The organism is Streptomyces sp. NPDC058576 (assembly GCF_042718715.1).
In the GTDB taxonomy this organism is placed as follows: Bacteria; Actinomycetota; Actinomycetes; order Streptomycetales; family Streptomycetaceae; genus Streptomyces.
In genome coordinates this window covers 1-19,648 of the sequence record NZ_JBHXPF010000048.1, presented here as the reverse complement: position 1 = coordinate 19,648, position 19,648 = coordinate 1, and the positions used below count along the sequence as shown (strand labels likewise).

Below are 19,648 nucleotides of genomic sequence, written 5' to 3'. Positions count from 1 at the left end.
CGTGCCCGCACCCGCCGCCCCCGCGAGCGGGTGCGGCGGGTGCGGGCCGCGGCCGGTCAGACCCGCGACTTGACGGGCTCCGCCTCCGACGCGGCCCCCGGTTCGTCGCTGATGGCTCCGACGTGCCGCAGCACGACGGCGGACAGGATCGACAGGACCACCGTGCACGCCGCGGCCACGACCATCGCCGTGTTCATGCCGGAGGTGGCGGCCTCCTTGGCGAGGTCGAGCCAGCCGGCGGGCATCTGCCGGGCCGAGGAGACGGCGCCGGCGAGGCTGTCGCCCGCGGCGTCGGCCACGTCCGACGGCGTGCCGGCGGGGATCTCGTCGTCGATCTGGCCGCGGTAGATCGCGGTCGCCAGGCTGCCCAGGATCGCCACGCCGAGCGCGAGGCCCAGTTCCTGCACGGTCTCCGACATCGCCGAGGCCGAGCCGGCCTTCTCCGGCGGCGCCGCCCCGACCACCAGGTCCGTACCCAGGGCCGCGATCGCCCCGAGCCCGAGGTAGACGAGGCCGAATCCGACGACCATCAGGGCGATGCCGCCCGAGGAACCCACCAGGGCGAGCAGGACGTATCCGACCGTGGACAGCATCAGGGTGGCCGCCACCACGAGGCCCGGCGGCACCCGCCGCGCGACCAGGGGCGAGCCGATCGCGGCCAGGAACATCAGCAGGGCGGGCGGGCCCATCCACAACCCCGCCTCGACCGGCGGCAGCCCCTCCACGAACTGGAGCTGCTGGGTGATCAGCAGCATCGAGCCGCCCACGCCGACGAGACCGATGAGCAGCACGCTCAGCGCGGAGCTGAACGTCCGGTTGGCGAAGAGGCGTACATCCAGCAGCGGGCTCTCCAGCTTGCCCTGCCTGCGGACGAACAGCACCGCGAAGACCACGCCGATCACCGCGGCGGCGATCATCGGCAGATCGAAGCCGTCCTTGGCGAAGCGCTTCACCGCGTAGACCACCGGCAGGATCGCCAACAGCGACAGCGTCACGCTGATCAGGTCGAACCTACCGCTCTGCGGCGCCGAGTACTCGGGGATCAGGAGCGGCGCGGCCACGAGCAGCACGATCGCGACGGGCACCGCCAGGAGGAACACCGAACCCCACCAGAAGTGGTTCAGCATCACCCCGCCGACCACCGGGCCGAGCGCCATGCCGAGCGCGAAGCTCGTGGCCCAGACACCGATCGCCAGGGAGCGCTGCCGCTGGTTGGCGAACATGTTGCTGATCAGCGCCAGTGTGGACGGCATGAGCGTGGCACCGGCGACGCCCAGGGCCGCCCGCGCGGCGATGAGCATGTCGGCGCTGGTGGCGTAGGCCGCCAGCACCGAGACGATCCCGAAGGCCGCCGCCCCGATCATCAGCAGCCGACGGCGGCCGATCCGGTCACCCAGCGTCCCCATGGTGAGCAGGAAACCGGCGATCAGGAACCCGTAGGCGTCCATGATCCACAGCTCTTGGGTGCCGGACGGGCGCAAATCCTCGGCCAGTGAGGGAAGGGTCAGGTACAGCACGGTGACGTCGAGGCCCAGCAGCACGGTGGGCAACGAAAGGACGGCCAGCCCTCCCCACTCCCGGGCTCCCGCTCTGCCTGTGGTCGTTGTGCTCATAGCACTCCCTGCCTTTTTCTCGGATCGTCGACATGCGATCGCCACCCTGCCGCCCCTCACGCACGGTTTCCTGAGGGTCGTTCGGCGATAGACTGCGGCCATGCGTTACGGGGTGCTCGGTCCGCTGGCCGTCTGGAACGCCGAGGGGCAGCTGATCAGGGTCCCCGAAGCGAAGGTGCGCGCCCTGCTGGCGAACCTGCTCGTCCACGGTGGCGGGCCGGTGCCCGCGGACCGCCTCATCGAGGACCTGTGGGCGAGCAACCCGCCGGGCGGGTCCGCCAACACCCTGCAGACCAAGATCTCCCAGCTGCGGCGGGTGCTGGGCCGGGAACAGGTGGTCCGCGAGCCCGCCGGCTACCGGCTGCTGCTCGCGGATGCCGTGGTCGACGCCCTGAGCTTCCAGGAGCTGGCCGACCGCGCCCGCACCCACCGGGAGCCGGCGGTGAAGGCGGACCTGTTCGCCGACGCGCTCGCCCTGTGGCGGGGCCCGGCCTACGCGGACGTGGCCGAGTCCCTGTTCGCCCGCAGCGAGATCGCGCGGCTGGAGGAGCTGCGCCTGGCCGTCGTCGAGGACCACGCCGAGGTCCGGCTGACCCTGGGCGAGCACACGGCGCTCGCGGCGGAGCTGGGGGCGGTGGTGGCACGGCACCCGCTGCGCGAGCGGCTGCGCATGGCCCACATGCGCGCCCTGTACCGCTCCGGGCGGCAGGGCGACGCGCTGCAGAGCTTTCAGGAGCTGCGCCGGGAGCTGGCCGAGGAGCTGGGCGCCTCGCCCGGTCCGCATGCCGCCGCGCTGCACGAGGCGATCCTGCGCCAGGAGCCGGAGCTCGCCACACCGGCGATCGGGTCGCGGTCGTCCCGGACGAACCTGCCCGCTCCGCTGACCCCGCTGATCGGCCGGCGCGAGGCGGCCGCCCAGGTGCTGGCCCGCCTGGACCCCGGCGCGAGCACCCGTCTCGTCACCCTCACCGGCCTCGGGGGGGTGGGCAAGACGAGGCTGGCGATCGCCGCGGCGGGCGACGCGGCCGGGCGGTACGCCGACGGGGTATGGCTGGTCGAACTGGCCGGCCTGGGCGCCGCGTCCGACCCGGACGACATCGCCGAACGCGTCATCACGACGCTGGGCCTGTGCGACACGGCCGCGACCGAACCGGACCTGGACGACCTGGTGGGCTGGCTGTGCCAGGCGGTGGCCGGCAAGCGGCTGCTGATCCTGCTGGACAACTGCGAGCACCTCGTCGAGCCGGTGGCCGTGCTCGCCAAGTCCCTGCTGTCGGCCGTGCCGGCGGCCCACCTCCTGCTCACCAGCCAGGAAGCCCTGGACATCCCCGGCGAGGTGGTGCACCCGGTGCCGCCGCTGGCGCTGCCGGAGCACACCGATCCGCGGGCGGTCGCCCGGTCCAGCGCCGTCGAACTGTTCGTGCAGCGAGCCTCGGCGGCGGCGCCCGGCTTCGTCCTGGACGCGGACAACGCGGAGGCCGTCGCCACCGTCTGCCGCCGCCTCGACGGGATTCCGCTCGCCCTCGAACTCGTCGCGTCCCGGCTGCGGACGCTGAGCCCGCAGGAGCTCGCCGCCCGGCTGGACGACCGGTTCGCCCGGCCCGACGTACGGGTGCGCGGGCTCCCGGACCGCCAGCAGACGCTGCGGGGCATGCTCGACTGGAGTTGGCAGCTGCTGCCGCCGGACGAGCGCACCGTGCTGCGCCGTCTGGTCGTGCACGCCGACGGCTGCGTCATGCCCTCCGCCCAGGCGGTCTGCGCCGACGGGGAGCTGCCCGCCGAGCGGATCCCTGACCTGCTCTCCCGGCTGGTGGACCGCTCGCTGGTGGTCCGAGAGGGCGACCGGTTCCGGCTGCTCGAATCGGTGGCCGCCTACTGCGCCGAGCGGCTGGCGGAGGCGGACGAGGAGAGCGCCGTACGCGCGCGTTTCGTGCGGTACTGCACCGAGTCGGCCGAGCGGGAGAGCGAGCGGCTGCGCGGCCCGGACCAGCGGTGCTCCCTGGAACGCCTCAACGCGGAGACCGTCAATCTGCGCCGCGCCCTGGACCTCGCGGTCGCCCAGGACCCCGCCGGGTACGCGGTGCGGCTGGTGAACGCGCTCGCCTGGTACTGGTTCCTGCGCGGACGGTTCCCCGAGGCCCGCAGGTCGCTGCGGACGGCGCTGACGGCCGACGTCGACGCCGAGCCGGCCGCGCGCCTGACGGCACGGGTCTGGCTGGCCGGTGTCGAGCTGCGCACCTCGCAGGCCGATGCCGTGCCCGGCCGGGCGGGCGAGGACCCCACCGCCGGGGTCGAGGACCCGGTGCTGAAGGCCCGGCTCCAGTGGTTCGTCGGCACCGGGCTGACCGGCCGCGGCCACCACCGCGAGGGGCGGCGGCTGGTGGAGGCAAGCCTGGCCGGCGCCCGCGCCGCCCGGGACCGCTGGGGCCAGGCCGCGGCCCTGGTGGAGCTGGCGAGCCACGCCCCGGACGGGGACGGGTCGGCGGAGCTGGGCGCCGCGTTGTTCCGCGAGGTCGGCGACCGCTGGGGCCAGCTCCGGGCCACCCGGTCCCTGGCACTCGCGGCCGAACGCGAGGGCGACCGCGTACGGACCGAACGGCTGCACCGCGAGGGGCTCCTGATGGCCGAGGAGCTCGGCCTGTGGACCGAGGTCGTCGAGACGCTGACCTTCCTCGGCCGGGCCGCGCTGGCGAGCGGCTTCGTCGAGCGGGCGACGGAGCTGTACGAGCGTGCGCTGTCCGTGTCGGCCGAACGCGCCTACCACCGGGGCGAGATCCGTGCCGAGATCGGCCTCGGACACGCCGCACGGCTCCGCGGCGACCGGGACGCCGCCACGTCTCATCTGAACCGGGCGCTGGCCAAGAGCCAGTCCTCGGAACACGCCACGCACGCCGCGGCCGCGCTGGCGGAACTGGACCTCGTCGCCCGGGCGTGACCGGACCCGCCGGGGGCGAGCCCGGCGCGCCTTCCGGGTGGGAGGGCCCCGCGCTCCGGTGGTCCGTCCCGCTCCGGCGGCGTGCGCCGGAGCGGGCGTATTCTTTCGTGCGCCCTACTCGAATACGCCCTACTCGATTACGCAGTAGCCGCACCGAACCCTTCACCCTAGCCTGATCCGAGCCGTTATTTATTCGCGTACGAATGGCAGGCGAAGGAGTGTCTTTCCGTGGGGATAGCAGCTGAATTAGGGGCCCTCGGATTAACCGGCTCCCAGCGCGACATCTGGGCGGCCGAAGCAAGGACACCGGGGAACTGCCAATTCAACGTCCTGGTCCACGAGCGGCTGGCTGGGGCCGTGGACCGGGAGCTGCTCGGTGCCTGCCTGGCCCGTGCGGTGGGGGAGCACGACGCCTTCCGGCTGCGGTTCGGCGAGGACGACGAAGGGGTCCCCCGGGTCCGGCGGATCACGGAGGAGCCGGACGCCGGGGCGCCGCCCTTCGAGCACATCGACCTCTCCGACGGGCCGGACCCCGCCGGGGCCGTGCGGATCTGGTGCGAGCAGGAGCTGGGCCGGCCGCTGGACCTCGGGGGCGGCCCGCTGTTCCGGGCCGCCGTGGTCACCGAGGGGCCGGAGGCCGTCCACCTGGTGCTGACCTCGCACCACATCGTGACCGACGCCTGGGCCCTGAACGCGCTGACCTTGCGGATTCTTTCCGACTACCGCTCGCGCGTGTCCGGAAAGGACGTTCCGGCCGCCGGTGAAAAAGCAGCCGAGTCGGCAGGACGGACCGAATCCGCCTCGTACTGGGATTTCATCCAGGAAAGCGACTCCGCCCTCGGCGACGCGGACCGAGAGAATGACCGCGCGTTCTACCGGGAATATCTGACGGGCGTGGAGCCCGCTCTTTTCACACGTTCCGGCGCCGCCCGGCCCGGCCGCGGCCGGCACTCCTTCCCGGTCGGCGAGGAGCTGGTGCGGCGCATCCTCGACGCGGGCGCGTCCCCCTTCCCCTACCTGCTCGCGGCGTTCGCGGTGTGCCTCGGGCGCATCCACCAGGCCGACGAGGTCGTGTTCGGGGTGCCTTTCCTCAACCGCCGGACCGAGGGCGAACGCTCGATCGTGGGCCAGTTCGCCAACAATCTGCCGGTGCGCATCGCGGTGGCGGAGGACCTGCCGCTGGTGGAACTCGCCGAGCGGGTCCGCCGACAGATCGACCGGCTCAGACAGCACGAGCGGCTGCCCTACGGCGACATCCTCCGGGAGGCCCCCGTGCAGGGCGCCGACGGCCGCCGGCTGTTCGACGTCACCGCTTCCTACCTGCGCTTCCCCCGGCCGTCGGGGATCCCGGGAGTGGACCGGACCACCACGATCATGGCCCCGGTCCACGCCGCCGACGCCCTCTCCGTCATGGTGCAGGCGTTCGACGACGAGCCGGGCCTGCGCGTCGACCTGGACTACGCCGACGACGTGTTCGACGGGCACCTCACGGCCGCGGCCCTCGCCGGGCACGTCGGGGAACTCCTCCGCCGCGGACTGGACTCCCGCGAGCTGCCGCTCGCGGAGCTGCCCATGCTGACCGACGACGAGTACGAGGACGTCGTCCGCCGCCGCCAAGGCGCTTCCGCCCCCTACCCGCGCGAGAAGACGCTGCACCAGCTGTTCGCCGAACAGGCGGCGCGCACCCCCGATCTGACGGCGGTGGTCGACGGCGCCTCCGGTGCCACGCTGACCTTCGCCGAGCTGGACCGGCGGTCCAACCAGGTGGCGCGGGTGCTGCGCGAGCGGGGCGCCGGCTCCGGCGACCGGGTGGCGATCCTCGCGGAGCGCGGCCCGGAGCTGCTGCCCGGCCTGCTCGGCATCCTCAAGGCGGGCGCCGCCTACGTCCCCGTCGATCCCGGCTATCCGCCCTCCCGCGTCCGGCTGCTCCTGGAGGACTGCGGGGCGAAGCTGGTCCTGCGCGGTGCGCACGAGGTCGACGAGCTGCCCACCGGCGCCCCGGTGCTCCGGATCTCCGAGCTGTACCGGGGCTCCAGCCGGTCCCTCGGGCGCACCGCGGGCCCGGAGGACGTCGCGTACACCATCTACACCTCCGGCTCCACCGGGCGTCCCAAGGGCGTGATGGTCGAGCACCACGCGGTGGGGAACCGGCTGACGTGGATGCAGCGCCGCTACCCCATCGGTCCGGGCGACACGCTCCTGCAGAAGACGCCCATCTCGTTCGACGTCTCGGTGTGGGAGCTGCTGTGGTGGGCCGTCCAGGGCGCTCGGGTGGTGCTGCTGCCGCCGGGAGCGGAGAAGGACCCGGAGCGGATCGCGCGCACGATACGCGACCACCGGGTGAGCGTGATCCACTTCGTGCCCTCGATGCTCGGCCCGTTTCTGGACCTGCTGGAGGACTACCCGGAGCGGGCCGCCGGGGTCGGCTCCCTGCGTTCCGTCTTCTGCAGCGGGGAGGCCCTGCCCCCCGAGCGGGTCACCCAGTTCAACCGGATCTTCGACGGCGGTGACCGGCCCCGCCTGGTCAACCTCTACGGCCCCACCGAGGCCGCGGTCGACGTGAGCTACTTCGACTGCCCGCCCGCGTCCGAGGGCCCCGTCACGCGGGTGCCCATCGGACGCCCCGTGGAGAACACCACGCTCCACGTGCTCGACCGGCACGGCCGCCCGCAGCCGGTCGGCGTTCCCGGCGAGCTGCACATCGGGGGCGTCCAGGTCGCCCGCGGCTACCTCGGCCGGCCCGAACTCACCGCCGAGCGCTTCGTCGAGGACCCCTTCGTCCCCGGCGGCCGCCTCTACCGGACGGGGGACCTGGCCCGGCTGCTGAACGACGGCAACCTGGAGTACCTCGGCCGGAACGACGACCAGGTGAAGATCCGCGGCAACCGGGTCGAGCTGGGCGAGGTGCAGAACGCGCTGGTCGCGCTGGACGCGATCCGCGACGCCGTGGTCGTCGACCACCGGCCCGGCGGCGGCCGGGGCCCGGTCCTCGTCGCCTACTGCACGGCCGACCGGGAGCTCGACCCGGGCCGCCTGAGGGCGGCGCTCGGGAGCGTGCTGCCCTCCTACATGATCCCCTCGGCCTTCGAACGGCTCGACAGCCTCCCCCTCACGCCCAACGGCAAGGTGGACCGCAGGGCCCTGCCCGCCCCGTCCACCGACGCGGCCGAGGCCACGGACAGCGCCCCGAGCACCCCCCGTGAGTCGGTGCTCGCCGACATCTGGGCCCAGGTGCTCGGCGTCGACCGGGTCGGCGTCCACACGGACTACTTCGTGATCGGCGGCGACTCGATCAGCATGCTCCGGGTGCGGGCGCTCGCCGAGAAGGCGGGCATCCGGTTCACCACCGACGACTTCGTGCGCAACCCCACCGTGGCGGGGGTGGCCGCGTGCGCCGAGGACGCCGGCTCCGCGGTCCCGGCCGGCTCCGCGGCCCTGGCCCCGTTCGCCTTGGTCTCCCCGGTGGACCGGGCCCGCCTGGAGACGTACGAGGACGCCTACCCGATCACCCGCCTCCAGTTCGGCCTGCTGTTCCACAGCCGGGAGAAGGAGGACTCCGCGACGTACAAGGACGTCTTCCGCTACAGCCTGGCCATGCCGTGGCGGGAGCGGGAGTTGCGGACGGCCTTCGACCGGCTCGTCGCACGCCATCCGGTGCTGCGGTCGTCGTTCGCCCTGGCCGGCCATGCCGAGCCGCTCCAGATCGTCCACTCCTCCGCCGAGGGCGGGCTGAGCGTCCGCGATCTGAGTCAGGCTCCGGCCGCGGAGGCCGAGGCGGTGATCGACGAGCACATCGCCGCCCGGCGCCGGCACGACTACCGGTTCGACCGCGCGCCGCTGTACCACTTCCGGGCTTTCGCCCTGCCCGACACGGTGGAGCTGGTCCTCAGCTTCCACCACGCCATCCTCGACGGTGGCAGCGTGGCCAACCTCGTCTCCGAACTCCTCCAGGACTACGGCCACCTGCTGGGACTGGACCTGGAGCCGGTGCCGGACACCGCGCCGCCCTCGGCCGCGCTGCACGTCGCCCAGGAGCGCGCGGCCATCGACACCAAGGCGGGCCGCGCCTACTGGCGGAACCTGCTGACCGACGCGACGCAGCCCCATCTGGAGAGCTTCCGTCCGCACGAGGCGCCGGGGACGGACGAGCGGGTGGAGTGCGACCTGCGGCTGCCCGCCGATCTCGTCGACACCCTGCGCGCCACCGCCGGTGACCGTCGGGTTCCGGTGAAGTCGGTCCTGTTCGCCGCGCACGTCCTGATGCTGCGGGCCTTCTCCGGCGAACGCGACGTCCTGACAGGTCTGGTGACCCACAGCCGGCCGGACGTCGAGGGCGCGGAGCGCACGTGCGGCCTCTTCCTCAACACCCTGCCCGTGCGGGTGGACGCGGAGCAGGCCACCTGGTTCGACGTCGTGGGACGCGCCCTGGACCGGGAGCGGGAGAGCTATCCGCACCGGCGGGTGCCGCTGGCGGTCATCCAGGAGGACCTCGGCCGGACGTCGCTGGTCGACACCCTGTTCAACTTCATCCACTTCCGCCAGCTCGGAGAGGTCTTCCGGACCCCCGGGATCACCAGCCGCGGCTTCGCGGTCCGGGAGGAGACGAACTTCTCCCTGGTCGTCAACGCCATGGTCGACCCGGTGGACGAGGGCATCCGGCTCCGCCTCGACTTCTCGGGGCAGTCGTTCACCCCCGCGCAGGCGCGGCTGTACACCGACACGTACGTGCGCATCCTGCGCAGGCTCGCCGAGGAGCCGGACGGCGCCGTGGAGTTCGGCTTCCTCGCTCCGGCGCCGGAGCCGCCGCGGACCGGGCGGCCGCCGGTCAACGTGGTCCGCGCCTTCGAGGAGCGGGCACGCCGTGCCCCCGGGGTGCAGGCCGTGGTCTCCGAGGACCTGACGTGGACGTACGAGGAGCTGGACCGGGTCGCCACCCGGTTCGCCACGGGTCTGCTGGAGTCGGGAGTGCGCCCGGGCGACCGCGTCGGCCTCGCCATGGGCCGGGCGGCCGGGACCGTCGCCGCGTTCCTGGGCACCGCGAAGGCGGGGTGCTCGGCGATGCCGCTGGACACCGCCTATCCGGTGGACCGGCTGCGCGCCATGATCGAGCAGGGCCGCCCTGCCCGCGTGGTCGTGGACGCGGAGCACCGGGGCCTCGTGGAGGCCCTGGAGACCCCCGTACCCGTCCTCCCGTACGAGGCGCTGGCCGCCACCGGGCACGCCGCCGAGCTGCCGGAGATCTCCGAGGACGACGAGGTGTACCTGCTGTTCACCTCGGGCTCGACGGGACGTCCGAAGGGGGTGTCGGCGCCGCACCGGTCCCTGTCCAACCTCGTGGCCTGGCAGAACGGGATCGCCAGCACCGCCGAGGGCGCCCGCACGGTGCAGTACGCGCCCCTCAGCTTCGACGTCTCCTTCCAGGAGCTGTACGCCACGCTGGCCGGCGGCGGGACCCTGGTCGTCGTCACGGAGGCGCTGCGGCGCGACATGCCCGGTCTGCTGCGGCTGATCGACCGGGAGCGCGTCGAGCGCATGCACCTGCCGTACGTGGCCCTCCAGCAGTTGGCGGAGGCGTCGGTGACGCTCGGCCTGGTGCCGCGGAGCCTGCGGGTGCTGTGCTCGTCGGGCGAGCAGTTCCGTACGACGGACGAGATCCGCCGGTTCTGCGCGTCGCTCGGCGACGTGGTGGTCGACAATCACTACGGTCCCACCGAGACCCACGCCGCCGCCTTCCACGGGATGACCGGCGATCCCGCCGTGTTCCCCGCGCTGCCCCCGGTCGGACAGCCCATCCACGGGGCCAGGGTGCTGGTCCTGGACGAGGGGATGCGCCGGGTGCCGGTCGGGAGCCGGGGCGAGATCTACATCGGCGGCGCCGGCCTGGCCGACGGGTACGCGGGCCGGCCCGATCTGACCGAGGAGCGGTTCCTGTCCGCCCCTGACGGCGACGGGTTGGTCTACCGCACCGGGGACGTCGGCATGGTCCTGCCCGGCGGGGACGTGGTCTGCCTGGGCCGCGCCGACCGGCAGGTCAAGATCCGCGGCTACCGGGTCGAGCCCGGGGAGATCGAACTGGTCACCGCCGGGGCGGCGGCGGGCGGTCCCGACGCGATCACCGACGTCGCCGTGATCGCCCGGCGCGACGAGGCGGGCGACACCTCGCTGATCGCCTTCCTGGTCGGTGACGCCGAGCGCGCGGACCTGGACAAGCTGCGGCGCCACCTGCGCGCGAAGCTGCCGGACTACATGGTGCCCGCGCACTTCGTCTGGCTGCCCGCCATCCCGCTCACCCCGAACGGCAAGCGGGACGAGGCCGCGCTCCAGCAGGTGCGGCCGGTCCGCACCGGGCCGGCCGGCCCGGTCGCCCCCCGGGACGACCACGAGCGGGTGCTGGCCGGGATGCTGGCCGACCTGCTGCGCCTGCCGGACGTGGGGGTGCACGACAACCTGTTCGACCTCGGCGCCACGTCGATCACGGCGATGCGTCTGGTCGTCCTCCTGGAGGAGCGGTTCGGCACCGCGATCCCCCTGTCGGACTTCATCGTGGCGCCGACCGTGGCCGAACTGGCCGAACGGCTCCGTTCGGCGGGCAGCACGACCGCCGGCTTCGACCCGCTGGTGGCGATCCGGCCGGAGGGCACCCGGCCGCCGCTGTTCTTCGCGCACCCGATGGGCGGCAACGTGCTCTGCTACGTACCGTTCGCGGGGCAACTCCCCCCGGACCAGCCCTTCTACGCCTTCCAGGCCGCCGGGGCGGACGTCGGCACGGAGCCGGTGCGCGGCCTGGAGCAGCTCGCGTCCCACTACATCGCGGCGATGCGCCGGGTCCAGCCGTCCGGCCCTTACCACCTCGGCGGCTGGTCCTTCGGCGGGTTCGTGGCCTTCGAGATGGCCCGCCAGTTGCACGCCGCCGGGGAGAGCGTCGCCTCCGTGGTCCTCCTGGACACGACGGCGCTCAACCCGGGGCGGCGGCCCTGGACCGACGACGAGGCCCTGCTCGGCTGGTTCTTCTGGGAACTGCTCTGGCTCCAGCACGGCAGCGCCACCGCCGGCGACCTCCTGCCGCCCGGGCTGGCCACGCTGGACGAGAAGTTCGCGTTCATGGCGCGGCTGGCCGTCGACGAGGGCGTTCTGCCCGCGGGCAGCGGCGATGCCGTGGTGCGGAGGCTGTTCAAGGTGTACGAGGCGAACTGGCGCTCCGCCTTCGACTACCGGCCCGGGGTCGTGGACTACGACGTGGTCCTTCTCCGGGCCCGCGATCCGCTGCCGGGCGTGCTGCTGGAGATGCACACCGCCATCGACAGCATGCACGCGGACGAGACCAACGGGTGGCGGGAGCGCACCTCCGGCCGCCTCACGGTGATCGACACCGAGGGCGACCACCTCACGATCATGGAGGAACCACGCGTGGCCGACGTCGTCGGCCCGGTACTCAGGGCCATGGGACTCCTCACAGGCGAAAGCGGGCAGCACTGACATGAGCAGCACACGAACAGCCATCGTCGTCGGCGCCGGGATCGGCGGCCTGACCACGGCCATTGCGCTACGGCGCGTCGGCTTCGACGTGGAGGTGTTCGAGCGGGCGCCGGAGATGCGGGCGGCCGGCTTCGGACTCTCCGTGATGAGCAACGCCACGGCCGCGCTCGCCACCCTGGACATCGACCTCGGCCTGGAGAAGCGCGGCCGGGTCATGGAGACGTACCACGTCAAGGACTGGAAGGGCAGGCTGATACGGGAGTTCCCGTTCCCCGAGATCACCCGGCGCATCGGCGTCCCGTGCGTCTGCATCAGCCGGTCCGACCTGCTCGCCGCGCTCCTCGACCAGACGGCGGACATCCCGATCCGGCTGAACGCCGCCGCCGACCGGTTCGAGGTGGAGGGCGACCGGGCGCGGGTGCACTTCACCGACGGCCGGGAAGCTGAGGCCGACCTCCTGGTGGGCGCCGACGGGTTCAACTCGGCCGTACGCCGCCAGTCGACCGGGCCGGACGAGCCCGTGCACGACAGCGGGTACATCGCGTGGCTCGGCATCACCGAGTACAGCCACCCCCGGTTCGCCCCCGGCTCCGTGGTCCACCTGTGGGGCGACGGGATGCGGTTCGGCCTGGTCGACATCGGCCGGGGCCGGCTCTACTGGTGGGGCACCAAGAACATGCCCTTCGAGGAGTCCAGCACCTGGGACGGCGGCAAGGCGGGGGTCCTCGACGCCTACTCCGGCTGGCCGGACGAGGTCCGGGAGGCGATCCGGGTGACCCCGGCGGAGGACCTGCTCACGCTGAACACCCGGGACCGGGCGTTCCTCCAGCCCTGGGGCACGGGGCCGGTGACCCTGCTCGGGGACGCCGCCCACCCCATGCTCACCAGCCTCGGCCAGGGCTCCGCCATGGCGATGGAGGACGCCGCGGTCCTGGCCCAGCACCTGCGGCACGCCCCGGACGTGCCCCGGGGGCTGCGCGGCTACGAGTCGGCGCGGTACGAACGCACCCGGACCATGGTGGAGGCCACCCGTGCCATCAGCGAGTTCGAGCAGTCGCAGGGCCCGGTACGCCGCCGGGTCCGGGACGGCTACTTCCGGTGGATGCCCCACCGGAAGCTGGTGGGCAAGCTCGAACCGGCGCTGACCTTCCCGGGCGCCGGCCTTCCCGCCGGCGCGGGCGGGGAGGCGGGCCGATGAGCCGGAACACGGTACGCGGACCGCGCGGCGGGAGCACCCCGCCGCACGGCGCGGTCGTCGTCACGGGCGCCTCCTCGGGGCTGGGCCGCGAGTGCGCCCTGGAGTTGGAGCACCGGGGCTTCCAGGTGCTCGCGGGGGTCCGCCGGGAGGAGGACGGCGAGAAGCTGCTCACCGAGTCGCAGCACGGCAGGCTCCGCTACGCCGTCATCGACATCACCGACGACGCGTCGGTACGGGCCTCGGCCGAACTCGTCGAACACCGCTACGGCGGGCTGCGGGGGCTGGTGAACAACGCCGGGATCTGCGTACCGGGCCCGCTGGAGTGCATCGACGGCGACCAGTTCCGCCGTCAGCTCGACGTCAACGTGGTCGGGCACCTCGCGATGATCCGGGCCCATCTCCCGCTGCTGCGCCGGTCGCACGGCCGGATTGTCAACGTCACGTCCGGTCTCGGCAAGGCCGCGGTCCCCTTCCTCGGGGCCTACTCCGCCGCCCAGTTCGCCAAGGAAGCGCTCAGCGACGCCCTGCGCCGCGAGCTGGCGCCCACCGGCGTACGCGTCTCGGTGGTGGCGCCGGGAGCCATTCTCACGCCGATCTGGACCAAGGTGTCGCGGGCGGGCGAACGGGCGCTGGCGGATGCCGTCCCCTCGGTCGCCGACCTCTACCGGTCCGCACTCCGGGGGTTCCTGGAGGGCAACGCGCAGCAGGCGATGGCGAGCAGGACCACCCCGGAGGACTTCGCCCGCACGGTCCTGCGCGCCCTGACCGACGTACGCCCCCGGGCGCGCTACTGGGTGGGGACGGACGCCCGCCGGATGGCCCGGACGGCGCGGCTGCTCCCCGACCCGCTGCTCGACCGCCGGTTCCGGGCGATCACCGCCCTCGTGGGCACGACCGGCGGCAGGGACGCCGGCCGGTAATCGCGGCAGGCCCGGGGCGACTGCGTGTTCGCGTAGTACCGGGCGGATATGCCTGTACGCGCCCCGCGCCCCTCGCTAGCGTACGCAGCGTCCACGTCCGGGAAGAAAAGCCCGGCCGGATTTCCGCACGGCCGGCGAACCCGCCGGAACGGCCCCGTGAAAATGCCTGGCCCATTCACGCTCTGAGGAGAAGGAATGGTTACGGAGCGAGATTTCAAGGATTTCATGGCCGATGTCTGCACCCCGGTGGCGGTGGTCACGGCGATGGCGGACGGCCTGCCCCACGGTACGACCGTCGGCTCGCTCACCTCGCTGTCGCTGCGGCCGGCCATGGTGACCGTCGCGCTGGAGCAGCGCTCCCGGCTGCTGCCGAAGATCCTGCGGTCCGAGCGGTTCGGCGTGAACCTGCTCGGGGCCGGACAGGCGGACGTGGCCGGGGCGTTCGCCTCCTCGGCGGCCGACCGGTTCGACCGGGTCGACTGGTGCCCGGACGGCGGCCTCCCGCGTCTGCGCAAGGCCCCGGGATGGCTCGTGTGCGAGCTCCAGCGGCACGTCCCCGGCGGGGACCACCTGCTGCTGCTCGGCCTGGTGACCCGGGTCTCCGGAACCCGGGGCGCCGCCCCGCTCGTCTACGGCCGCCGGACGTTCGGCACGCATTCCGCGGCAGCACCGACGCATACCCGTTCCCTCACCGACCACATCACGGCATTCGCCCACTGAGACGGAGATTTCCATGGCCGACACCCGGACCGAGAATGAACTCCATTCCTCGGAATCGTCCGAGCTGCTCCGCACCGCGAGGGAATTCGTCCCGCTTCTCGCCCGCAACGCCGAGCAGGGGGAGCGCGACCGCCGGCTGACCGACGAATCCGTCAAACTCCTCACCGCCGGCGGCATGTTCCGGCTGGCCGTGCCGAAGCGGTACGGCGGCCACGAGGTGTCCCTGCGCACCCTGGTCGACGTGTCCGCGACCCTCGCCGAGGGGGACGGCAGCGCTTCGTGGGTGGTCGCGGTCGGCAGCTCGCTGGCGTGGGTCACCAGCCTCTTCCCGGAGCGGGCCCAGGACGAGGTGTTCGGGGCCGACCCCGACACCCGGATCTCCGGCGTGCTGACGCCCAGCGCGACCGCCGAGCGGGTCGACGGCGGCTACCGGGTCTCCGGCCGCTGGCACTACGCCTCCGGCTCCTGGCACGCCGGCTGGTCCGTGATCGGCTTCCCGGTCCCCGACTCCACCGGGCAGATCGTCGACCAGGGCATGGCGCTGATCCCCGCCGCCGACTACACGGTGGAGGACACCTGGTTCGTCGCCGGGATGCGCGCCACCGGCAGCAACTGCCTGGTGGCCCAGGACATCTTCGTACCGGACCACCGGGTGGTGTCGGTGCCGAAGGCGATGGCCGGCGACTACCCGGTGCAGCGGTCCGGCTCACCCCACCCCCGCTCCGCCTTCGTGCAGTTCCTCACCGCCGCCCCCCTGGCGGCCACCCAGCTCGGCCTGGGCCGTGCGGCGCTGGAGCTGGTCAGGGGCAAGTCCGCCCAGAAGGCCATCACGTTCACCTACTTCGAGAAGCAGCGCGACTCGACGGCCTTTCAACTGCGGGTCGCCGAGGCGGCGCAGAAGATCGACACCGCTCACCTCCACGTCCACCGCGCCACCGCCGACATCGACGGCGCGGCGCGGCGCGGCGAGGCCCTGGACCCGCTCCAGCGCATCCGGGCGCGGGCGGACCTCAGCGGGGCGATCGGGCACGTCACCGAGGCGATCGACATCCTGCTGACCGCGCACGGCGCGGCCAGCTTCGCCGACACCAACCCGCTCCAGAGGATCTGGCGGGACTCGGCCGTGAGCGCCCGCCACGCCATCCTCCAGCCCTCGATGATCAAGGAAATGTACGGCAAGGCCCTGCTGGGCGTGGAGGACCAGATCTCTCCGCTGGTCTGACGCGGACAGCCCGGCAAGCGGAACACCTCGTGAAGGAGTCGGACATGGCCGCACGCACGTACGGAACGAAAGAGGCGAACTGGCAGCAGTTCGCGGACACCCGCATCTACATCGGCGACCTGGCCGACGACGGCGTCCCGAAGTCGATGGGGGCGGGCTTCGCCTGCCTGCACCCCGGCGACGTCATGGAATGGGTGCCCAGCTACGACGAGTTCATCGTCGTACTGACCGGCCGGTTCGCCGTGGACTTCGAAGGCGGCTCGGTGAGCGCGGGACCGCACGAGATGGTGTGGGTGGAGCAGGGCGAGCCCGTCGCGTTCCGGGCCGACGGCGAGAAGGTCCTGATCGCCTTCGGCACCAACCCGCCCTGGCAGACCACCCCGGAGACCCGGGCGAGCGCGGGCATGTTCCGGCCGCTCTCCGCGTCGCCGGTCGACTGACCGGGGACGCCCGTGTCCACGACCTCCGGGGCGGTCCGGCGGGAACTGAGCCCGCTGGAGCGCTGGTACTGGATAGCCGACCAGATCTCACCGCTGAACGTCGTCGGACGGGTCCGCCTGCACGGGCCCGTCTCCCGCGCCTCGCTGCGCACCGCCCTGGACGGACTCCAGGCCCGCCACCCGCTGCTGCGGGTGGCGGTCGAGGCCGACCCGACGGGACGGCACCCGCGCTTCGTCGCGGTGGACGACCGTCCCGTCCCGCTCGAACACCGGCCCCTCGGCTCGCCGCAGGCCGTGGAGGACGGCTGGCGGCGCGTCGTGGACGAGGAACTCGTCAACGGCCGCATCGACCCGCGGGCCGGCCCGCTCGCCACGGCCGTCGTCCTCAGCGGCCCCGGGCCGGACGGCGAGGTGCACGACCTGATCCTGAGCCTGCTGCACGTCGTCGCGGACGGGACCACGCTCATCTCGCTGCTGCGGCAGTGGGCGGAGCTGGCCGTCGGCGGCACCGTGGGAGCGCGTACGGTGCTGCCCTCGGCCGAGGAACTGTTCCCGCCCGAGCACCGCGGTGCCGCGGGGCAGGTACGGGCGAAGGCGAAGGCCGACCGCGACGAGGGCGACCTCGAACGGCTGCGTCCCCGCCGGGTGGACGCGGACCGGCCGGTGCCCTTCGAGGAGCGCCGCACCCGGTTCCTCCACCGGTCGCTGGAAGGCCCGGCGCTGGACCGGCTCGCCCGCGCCTGCCGGGCCCGCGGGGTCACCATGCACGGGGTCCTCGCCGCCGCGATGGTGCGGGCGCTCGCCGTGGACGCCGGGGCCGACGAGGGCGCCTGGTACTCGATCGGCTCCCCGGTCGACTTCCGGGGCGACCTCGAACCGGCGGTGGGCCCCGACGACGTGGGCAGTTACGTGGCGACGATCCCCACCCTCGTCGAGCACCGGGCGGACCGCCCGCTGTGGGAGACGGCCCGGGAGATCAGCGCCGACCTCAAGGCGCGCAAGGCGCGGGGCGAGCAGTTCTCCATGATCAACGGGATCGGCGGGGCCGGTCCGCAGAACCTGGCCGAGAGCCTGCCGTTCGTGCGGCACCTGGACGAGAAGGGGCCGATCAACTTCTGCCTCTCCAACATCGGCCGGTTCCCGTTCCCGGACACCATCGGACCGCTGCGGGCGTCCGGTGCCCAGTTCATCGCCTCGCTCTCGGTGGTCGGCGCGTTCGTCGCCACCGTCAACTCCACCCACCACCAGCTCGCCTGGAACTTCACCTACGCCCAGGGCATCGTCCGGGACGACCGCGCGGAGCGGCTCGCCGACAGCTGTGTGGAGCTCGTCCTCGCCCTCGTACGAGCGGGCGACTGAAGCCCGTCACGAACCGCAAGGGAGCACCTTCCGATGGAATCACCGCCCCACCCGCCCACCGAGTCCCCTCTCTTCCTGCCCGCCTCCGAGCTGCGCGACCTGATCCGCGACAAGGAACTGTCCGCCCTCGAAGTCACCGAAGCGGTCCTGGGCCGCCTGGAGGAGGTGAACCCCCGGCTGAACGCGGTGACCGCCGTACGGGCGGAGGGCGCGCTCGCCGACGCCCGAGCCGCCGACGCCCTGCCGCCGGAGGAACGGGGCCCGCTGCACGGGGTCCCGTTCACCGTCAAGGACGCCCACGAGTCGGCCCAGCTGCCGACCGCCTACGGGTCGCGGCCCTTCACCGGCTACCGGCCCGGCTTCGACAGCGAGGTGGTCGCCCGGCTGCGGCGGGCGGGCGGCATCCTCGTCGGCAGCACCAACATGCCGGAGTTCGGGTTGCGGATCACGACGGACAACCGGGCCTTCCCGCCCACCCGCAATCCGTGGAACACCGAACACGGCCCGGCGGGATCCAGCGGCGGCGCGGCCGCCGCCGTAGCCGCCGGCATCGGCCCGCTCGCCCTGGCCGCCGACGGGGCCGGCTCCGTGCGGGCCCCCGCGTCCGCCTGCGGCGTCGTGGGGCTCAAACCCACCCGCGGCCGGATCCCGTGGGCGCCCGCCTCGCAGGAGCAGTGGGCGGGTTACGTCAGCAGCGGCCCGATGGCCCGTACGGTCGGCGACACGGCCCTGATGCTGGACGTGATGGCGGGCCCGTCCGTCGGGGAACCGTACGGGCTGCCCGCGCGCTCCGCACCCTTCCTCACTCCCGGCCCGCGCTCGCCGCGGCGGCTGCGCGTGGCCTACACGTGCACACCGCCGCACGGCATGGTCGTCCCGGCGGTGCGGGAGGTGTTCGAGCGGACGGTGTCGGCCTTCGGCGAACTGGACGTCGAGCTGGTCGAGGACGCCCCCGACCTCGGCGGACTTCTGGACCCGCTGCTGACGGTCATCGCCACCAACGTGGCCACCATGGTCCGCGGCGTACCGCCCGGGGAGCTGGCCGAGCTGGAGCCGACGACCCTCGACATCGCCCTGCGCGGCGAACGGCTCGGCGCGGTCGACTACTGCGCCGCCCTGGCGGCCGCCCAGCGGCGGGCCGCCGAGGTGCTGGCCTTCTGGACCCGGTACGACGTCCTGCTCACCCCCACGCTCACCGTGCTCCCGCCGGTCCTCGGGGCGGTTCCCGAGGGCACGGGGTTCGAGGAGCGGTGGCGCGAGTACGCCGACTGGCTGGCCTTCACCTACCCCTTCAACATCACCGGCCAGCCGGCGCTCTCGGTGCCCGCCGGGGTGGCCGCGGGGAACCTGCCGGTCGGCGTCCAGCTCGTCGGCGCGCCCGGGGCCGAGGACCGGCTGCTAGAGCTGGCCGCCGCGTTCGAAGGCGCCCGGCCGTGGGCGCACGCGCGGCCCCGGCTCGGGTGACTCCTCGGACGGGTCGTTCCAGCCGGTCTCCCGCAGCAGGGCGATACGGGAGTTGACCCCGGCCTTCTGGAACAGCTTCTTCAGGTGGTAGTTGACGGTGTGGGGCGAGATCCCCAGCCGCCGGGCCATCTGCTTGTTGGTCAGCCCCTCGGCGACCAGCTGCACGATCCGGCTCTCCTGGTCGTTGAGGTCCGGTGGCCCGGGCCGCACCCCCGGCCGGGCCCCCCGGCGCGGGTGCTGCCGGCACGGGGCTTGCAGGCGGGGCCGCGCCCGGCGCAGCGGGGCCGGCCCCCAGTCCGCC

General features: G+C 73.3%; 11 protein-coding genes. 9 read left to right on the top strand and 2 right to left on the bottom strand.

What is annotated here, in order from left to right; all coding sequences use genetic code 11:
* Positions 1 to 56: 56 nt before the first annotated feature.
* Positions 57 to 1,613 (bottom strand): MFS transporter, encoded by a 1,557-nt coding sequence (locus ACFWRV_RS27385; protein WP_384338400.1) that lies wholly within the window; start codon positions 1,611 to 1,613, stop codon positions 57 to 59.
* A 100-nt stretch (positions 1,614 to 1,713) separates the two neighbouring features.
* On the opposite strand from ACFWRV_RS27385, the gene ACFWRV_RS27380 reads away from it, so the two are divergent.
* The 9 genes from ACFWRV_RS27380 to ACFWRV_RS27340 all read left to right on the top strand — a co-directional run bounded on the left by ACFWRV_RS27380 (position 1,714) and on the right by ACFWRV_RS27340 (position 19,347).
* Positions 1,714 to 4,548 (top strand): BTAD domain-containing putative transcriptional regulator, encoded by a 2,835-nt coding sequence (locus tag ACFWRV_RS27380; RefSeq protein ID WP_384338399.1) that lies wholly within the window; start codon positions 1,714 to 1,716, stop codon positions 4,546 to 4,548.
* Positions 4,549 to 4,776: 228 nt separating this feature from the next.
* Positions 4,777 to 12,024: an amino acid adenylation domain-containing protein gene (locus tag ACFWRV_RS27375; protein ID WP_384338398.1), complete on the top strand. Its 7,248-nt coding sequence runs from the start codon at positions 4,777 to 4,779 to the stop codon at positions 12,022 to 12,024.
* Position 12,025: 1 nt separating this feature from the next.
* On the top strand, positions 12,026 to 13,222 hold the full coding sequence (locus ACFWRV_RS27370; RefSeq protein WP_384338397.1) for an FAD-dependent monooxygenase: 1,197 nt from the start codon (positions 12,026 to 12,028) through the stop codon (positions 13,220 to 13,222).
* Complete coding sequence (locus ACFWRV_RS27365) at positions 13,219 to 14,142, top strand: SDR family oxidoreductase (RefSeq protein ID WP_384338396.1); 924 nt, start codon at positions 13,219 to 13,221, stop codon at positions 14,140 to 14,142. The genes ACFWRV_RS27370 and ACFWRV_RS27365 overlap by 4 nt, the downstream gene beginning before the upstream one ends.
* Positions 14,143 to 14,337: 195 nt before the next feature.
* Positions 14,338 to 14,862 carry a flavin reductase family protein gene (locus ACFWRV_RS27360; RefSeq protein WP_384338395.1) on the top strand — a complete coding sequence of 175 codons (525 nt, stop codon included), beginning with the start codon at positions 14,338 to 14,340 and terminating at the stop codon, positions 14,860 to 14,862.
* A gap of 13 nt (positions 14,863 to 14,875) precedes the next feature.
* Entirely contained in the window at positions 14,876 to 16,084 is a 1,209-nt protein-coding gene (locus tag ACFWRV_RS27355) for an acyl-CoA dehydrogenase family protein (RefSeq protein ID WP_384338394.1), read from the top strand.
* A gap of 44 nt (positions 16,085 to 16,128) precedes the next feature.
* Positions 16,129 to 16,524 (top strand): hypothetical protein, encoded by a 396-nt coding sequence (locus tag ACFWRV_RS27350; protein ID WP_143203720.1) that lies wholly within the window; start codon positions 16,129 to 16,131, stop codon positions 16,522 to 16,524.
* Between the two features lie 12 nt (positions 16,525 to 16,536).
* Positions 16,537 to 17,883 (top strand): hypothetical protein, encoded by a 1,347-nt coding sequence (locus tag ACFWRV_RS27345; RefSeq protein WP_384338393.1) that lies wholly within the window; start codon positions 16,537 to 16,539, stop codon positions 17,881 to 17,883.
* Between the two features lie 33 nt (positions 17,884 to 17,916).
* On the top strand, positions 17,917 to 19,347 hold the full coding sequence (locus ACFWRV_RS27340) for an amidase (protein ID WP_384338392.1): 1,431 nt from the start codon (positions 17,917 to 17,919) through the stop codon (positions 19,345 to 19,347).
* On the opposite strand, the gene ACFWRV_RS27335 is transcribed toward ACFWRV_RS27340, so the two are convergent.
* On the bottom strand, positions 19,282 to 19,648 hold a 367-nt coding region (locus ACFWRV_RS27335), incomplete at its 5' end, for a helix-turn-helix transcriptional regulator (RefSeq protein WP_384338391.1). The two genes, ACFWRV_RS27340 and ACFWRV_RS27335, sit on opposite strands and share 66 nt — an antisense overlap.